Source organism: Kitasatospora sp. NPDC085879, assembly GCF_040686255.1.
In the GTDB taxonomy this organism is placed as follows: Bacteria; Actinomycetota; Actinomycetes; order Streptomycetales; family Streptomycetaceae; genus Kitasatospora.
Genome location: NZ_JBFBJZ010000160.1, coordinates 1 through 4482 on the forward strand (window position 1 = coordinate 1; position 4482 = coordinate 4482).

Here is a 4482-nt window from a genome sequence, read left to right on the forward strand (position 1 = left end):
GCGCTCACCCCCGGCCGCCGACACCTCCTGCCCATGGCGGCCCCCGACGACCCGGACGCACCACAGGCCGCTCTCGACCGCGACGGCGCCGCACGCCTGCTGCGCGATGCCGCCCTGCGCGTGCCGGGCGTATCCCACGCCGACGTGCGAGTTCGCCGACGCCGGATCAACGCCCGCGCGCAGGTCGCCTTCCGCGACCTGGACACGGTGCGGACCGAGGTCACCGAAGCACTGACAGCACAGCTCGACGCCCTCGCCCTCGCCCGGGTGCCCCGGCTCACGGTCCGGGCCCGCCGGCGCGGCCAGTGACCGTGCAGCCGCACAGACCGCCGGCCCCATCGCCACGGGAGACCATCTGATGAACTCTCACTCCGTCCTCAACCGGACCTTGCTGGCCGTCGCCGGCCTGGTCATGCTCGGCGGCGGCCTGCTCGTGCTGGTCGGCGCGCTGGACCTCTACCGGCGCTGGAGTCTCGACCCGCCCGCCGACTGGCCCCTCACCGGCCCGCACGACACCCTCGTGCCGGTCCAGGACCGCACCCGCTGGACGGACGAGGACTGGTGGTGGCCGACCGTCATCGCCGCCCTGGCCATCCTCATCGCCCTGGCCCTGTGGTGGCTCCTGGCACAACTCCACCACCGCCACCCCGGGCGCCTGCCGGTCGGCAACCCGCCCTGCGACGGCGTCGAACTGCACGACAGCGCCCTCGCCGACGCCCTGGCCGCCGACGCCGCCCGACTCCCCGGCGTCCACAAGGCGCAGGCCCACCTGACCGGTCACCCTGACCACCCACACGCGACCTTCGATCTCACCCTCGATCCGGACGCCCACCCCCGGGACATCCTCCCCGCCCTGGAAGGCACCCTGCACCGCGCCCGCCGCAGCACCGGATGGGAGCAACTCCCCGCCCGGGCCACGCTGCGCGTCGCCTCCCACCGGCCCCACCGCGCCGAATGACCCGCGATGACCAGGTCACGGCACCGCCGAGCAGGCCGGAGCGAGAGCGTCCTGTCGGGGTTCCGATGCCGACCGGTCCGCCGCTACGGGCTGTGCGTCGACGGCTGGCGCATGCCCTCCTCAAAGGGTCTTGGGAGGCAGACGTCCTCAACCGTGATGCGTCCTTCACGACCTCCACGGCGCGCGACAAGGGCCGCGATTCGTCGCGCCCGGCAGACCCGGGCGGCCTCGAGCATGCCGGGCCACGAGTACCACGCCGCCGCCGGGGAACACCTCGCAGCTGCGCACAGCCGCGCAACAGCCCACAGAAACCGCCCAGACGCCCGCCCCGACCGCGACCAAGTCGCTCACCTTCGGCGCCACCGCACGGGGCCGCGCAGAACCCGGCACCGGCCGCCCCGGACGATCCTCCGGCGCGGCCCCCGGCCCCACCAGGACGACAAGCACGCCCAAAGCCCAGAGCCCGGACACAGCCACGACGACAGTGACGACGCTCGGGCATGCCGACACCTGCCCGCCCCGGCCGCTTCACCGTCCCGCTGCGCCCGCGGCACGCGGACAGCGGACCACCCGCGCGCGGCGGGGCGGTGAACGGCTCCCGGGGCCCGTGGGCAGCCTCCCAGCCGCGCCGTACGGTAGTCCTGAAGGGCGTCCTCCGGCACCGAGCACTTCACTCCGTCTGACCGATCCAACCCTGGCAAGGCGCCCGTCGGGTGGGCGCCGGGCGTGGCCGATGACGCGGGGGCATGTCGGCGGGCTGGGTCCGGCACAAGGAGGTGCCGTGTATGGCCATCAGGAACGGCGGTACCGCAGGGGCCAGGTCGCAGGGGCGGCGCCTGGCCGACAGCCATGCCATGAGTGTCGTGGCCAGGGTCGGGCTCTGCGCACGGGGAGCGATCAACGTGCTGGTGGGGGTCCTGGCCGTGCGGATCGGGCTCGGCGCAGGGAGCGGTGACGAGGCTGACAGGTCCGGCGCGGTGCGGACCATCGGCGAACAGCCCTTCGGCCGCTTCCTGCTGTGGGCGCTGGTGGTGGGGCTGGCGGCGATGGCGCTGTGGCGGCTGTCCGAGGCCGTGTTCGGATCATCGGTGCCGGGCGGCGACAAGTGGACCAGGCGCCTGGGCTCTCTGGTGCTGGCCGTGTTCTACGCGGTGATCTCCATCGGCGTGGTGCAGACCGTCCTGGTCGGCGGCTCCTCCGGGAGCCGGTCCGGCAACGAGACGTCCAAGGAGTACACCGCGAGGGTGCTGGAGTGGCCGGGCGGGCGGTTCCTGGTCGGCGGGGTCGGAGCCGTCCTGGTCATCGTGGGCGTGGTGATGGCGGTGCGCGCAGTGATGCGGAAGTTCGAGGAGGATCTCCAGACAGGTGACATGAGCCCGCGAACGCGGCGGGTCGTCGCGCTGCTGGGAATCGTCGGCGGCGTGGCGTGCGGCGCCGCCGCGGCGGTGGCCGGCCTGTTCATCCTGCTGGCCGCCGTGAAGTTCGACCCCAGCAAGGCCAAGGGCCTGGACGAGACGCTGCGCTCGTTCGCGGACACACCCGCCGGCCCCGTGCTGCTGATCGCGGCAGCGATCGGCTTCCTGCTGTTCGGCCTCTACTCCTTCTGCGAAGCCCGCTGGCACAAAACTCCTGAACGATCAGACCCGCCCGCGCGATAACAGCAGGCGTCCCGGCAGATCAACCGACCCCGTTCCGGGCACCGGAGTGCACATCCGGGGTCCGCCCGAGCACCTCCGACAGCAGGCCGATCCACAACCCCTCGAAAGGGGCCCAGACCCCATGTCGGCAGCGGCTCAATTTCAACCGTTGCCGACACCCCACCCGCCACCGCTGCGGCCGGCCCACCGAAGCCCGACCGGCCGCTCGCCGCGCCGTTGGCCAGCGACGGCATCGACCGTGGTACTCAACATTCATGCCGATGAAGCCTCCCGATCCCGAGGGCCGCTCGTCCCTGTTCGGGCGGCTGCGCCGCAGGGTCGGCCGTTCGGCGGCCGGGCGCGGATGGAGGCGGGGCAGCGCTCTCGAACTGTGGCAGCGGTCGCTGGGCTTCGCGGCGCTCGGGTTCCTCACCCTCGTGCCGCTGCTGATCGTCATCTCGGCGGCTGACCCGGCGAACGGGCAGGGCTTCGCACAATGGCTGGGCGAAGGACTCGGTGTGTCGGCGACCTCCAGGAAGAAGGTCGAGCAGCTGATCGCCCTGCCCGGCCAGACACTGCAGACCACGACGGCGTTCAGCCTCGCCGCCCTCGCCGTTTTCGGCCTGTCCTTCGGAGCGGCGGTGCAGACCACCTACGAGAAGATCTGGGGCCTACCACCGGCCCGCTGGTGGGCCAGGTGGCGGCACGCCGTGTGGCTCGCCGCCCTCATCGGACTCCTCCTCCTGTCCGCCACCACCACCCTGTGGCGGCAGACCCCGCTCGGCGGCGTCGCCGCGGTGCTGAGCGCCGTCCTGTTCCTCTGGTGGTCGCAGCGGATGCTGCTCGGCGGCCGGGTCCCCTGGATCGCCCTGCTGCCCGGCGCCGTGGCCACCACAGCCGGGCTGCTCGGCCTGAGGGTCTTCTCCCGGCTCGTCTTCTCGCCACTGATCGCCACCAACACCCTCGCCTACGGACCGATCGGGACCGTCCTGGTCATCCAGTCCTGGCTGGTCGGCGTCGGCGCCGTGGTCTACGGCGGCGCACTGGCCGGCCGGCTGCTCCACGACGAATATCCTCGCCTGGAAGGTGCGCTGAAACGACGAAGGTGAGGCCGGGACCATCCCGGAGAGCACACCACCCCACCGATGGAGACACCGTGACCACCACTCAGCACACCGCACCGGGGCCCGCGCCGCCCCCCGGGCACACCGCCCGGGCCGCGCCAGGGTGGACCCGAACGGATAGACCAGCCCGCTGCGGGGACAAGGCGCTGGTGTCCGAGGGCTGGATCGTTGCACCACGGAAGATGCGGGCCACGAGCGGGCCGACTGCCGCCGCCCACCCCTGAACCCGTCACCCTGCACGGAGGCGTGCCATGGTTCTGTTTCTCGTGGTCGTGATCACCGCGATCGTTCTGGGCCCGGTGGGCGTTCTCGTCCACGGCCTGCTTCTGCTCGCCATCGGTGTGCTGCTGCTTATCGCAGACGTGGTCTACCTCGCTGTGCGCTCATTTACGAGCCGGCCCCCTCGCGGTGAGCCCGACCCATGCCGTGGTGTAGCCATCCGTTCATTTCGAGCAGCGAGGGTGGAGACCCGGCATCTGCGCCGCGCCGAGGGCGGACATCGCAAGGCGGCCGGGTCGCGGCGTGGGTGGCGGGTGGGTAGCGTCGGTGGTGAGGGACCAGAAGTTGAGCGTGTGTCGCCGCGGGGGCGCCCGGGGGGTAACGGGGGGCCCGCCCGGGGGGCGGGGCGCCCACATCGGGGTGTGGTGTTTGATAAACGGGTGCGGGGCGCCCGCGCCCGGGGGGGCGCCGCCCCCCCCCGGCCCCCCCCACCACTCTCCCGGCTACAGCCGCAGCAGCCCGTCCCGGATCCGCTCCAGCAGCG

General features: G+C 72.7%; 4 protein-coding genes. All 4 read left to right on the forward strand.

Features of this window, described 5'->3' with window-relative positions; translation table 11 throughout:
- Nucleotides 1–309: DUF6286 domain-containing protein (locus AB0P35_RS41535; protein WP_363521673.1), on the forward strand; the 309-nt coding region annotated here is incomplete at its 5' end.
- A gap of 49 nt (nucleotides 310–358) precedes the next feature.
- A complete protein-coding gene (locus AB0P35_RS41540; protein WP_095877759.1) occupies nucleotides 359–958 on the forward strand; it encodes an alkaline shock response membrane anchor protein AmaP in 600 nt (199 codons plus the stop codon).
- A 785-nt stretch (nucleotides 959–1743) separates the two neighbouring features.
- Nucleotides 1744–2616: a DUF1206 domain-containing protein gene (locus tag AB0P35_RS41545; protein ID WP_179419773.1), complete on the forward strand. Its 873-nt coding sequence runs from the start codon at nucleotides 1744–1746 to the stop codon at nucleotides 2614–2616.
- A gap of 254 nt (nucleotides 2617–2870) precedes the next feature.
- On the forward strand, nucleotides 2871–3704 hold the full coding sequence (locus AB0P35_RS41550; protein WP_095877758.1) for a YihY/virulence factor BrkB family protein: 834 nt from the start codon (nucleotides 2871–2873) through the stop codon (nucleotides 3702–3704).
- The last annotated feature ends 778 nt before the right edge of the window (nucleotides 3705–4482 follow it).

Coding starts and splice junctions, on each gene's coding strand:
- AB0P35_RS41540 (WP_095877759.1), top strand. CDS start 359: ATGAACTCTCACTCCGTCCTCAACCGGACCTTGCTGGCCGTCGCCGGC.
- AB0P35_RS41545 (WP_179419773.1), top strand. CDS start 1,744: ATGGCCATCAGGAACGGCGGTACCGCAGGGGCCAGGTCGCAGGGGCGG.
- AB0P35_RS41550 (WP_095877758.1), top strand. CDS start 2,871: ATGCCGATGAAGCCTCCCGATCCCGAGGGCCGCTCGTCCCTGTTCGGG.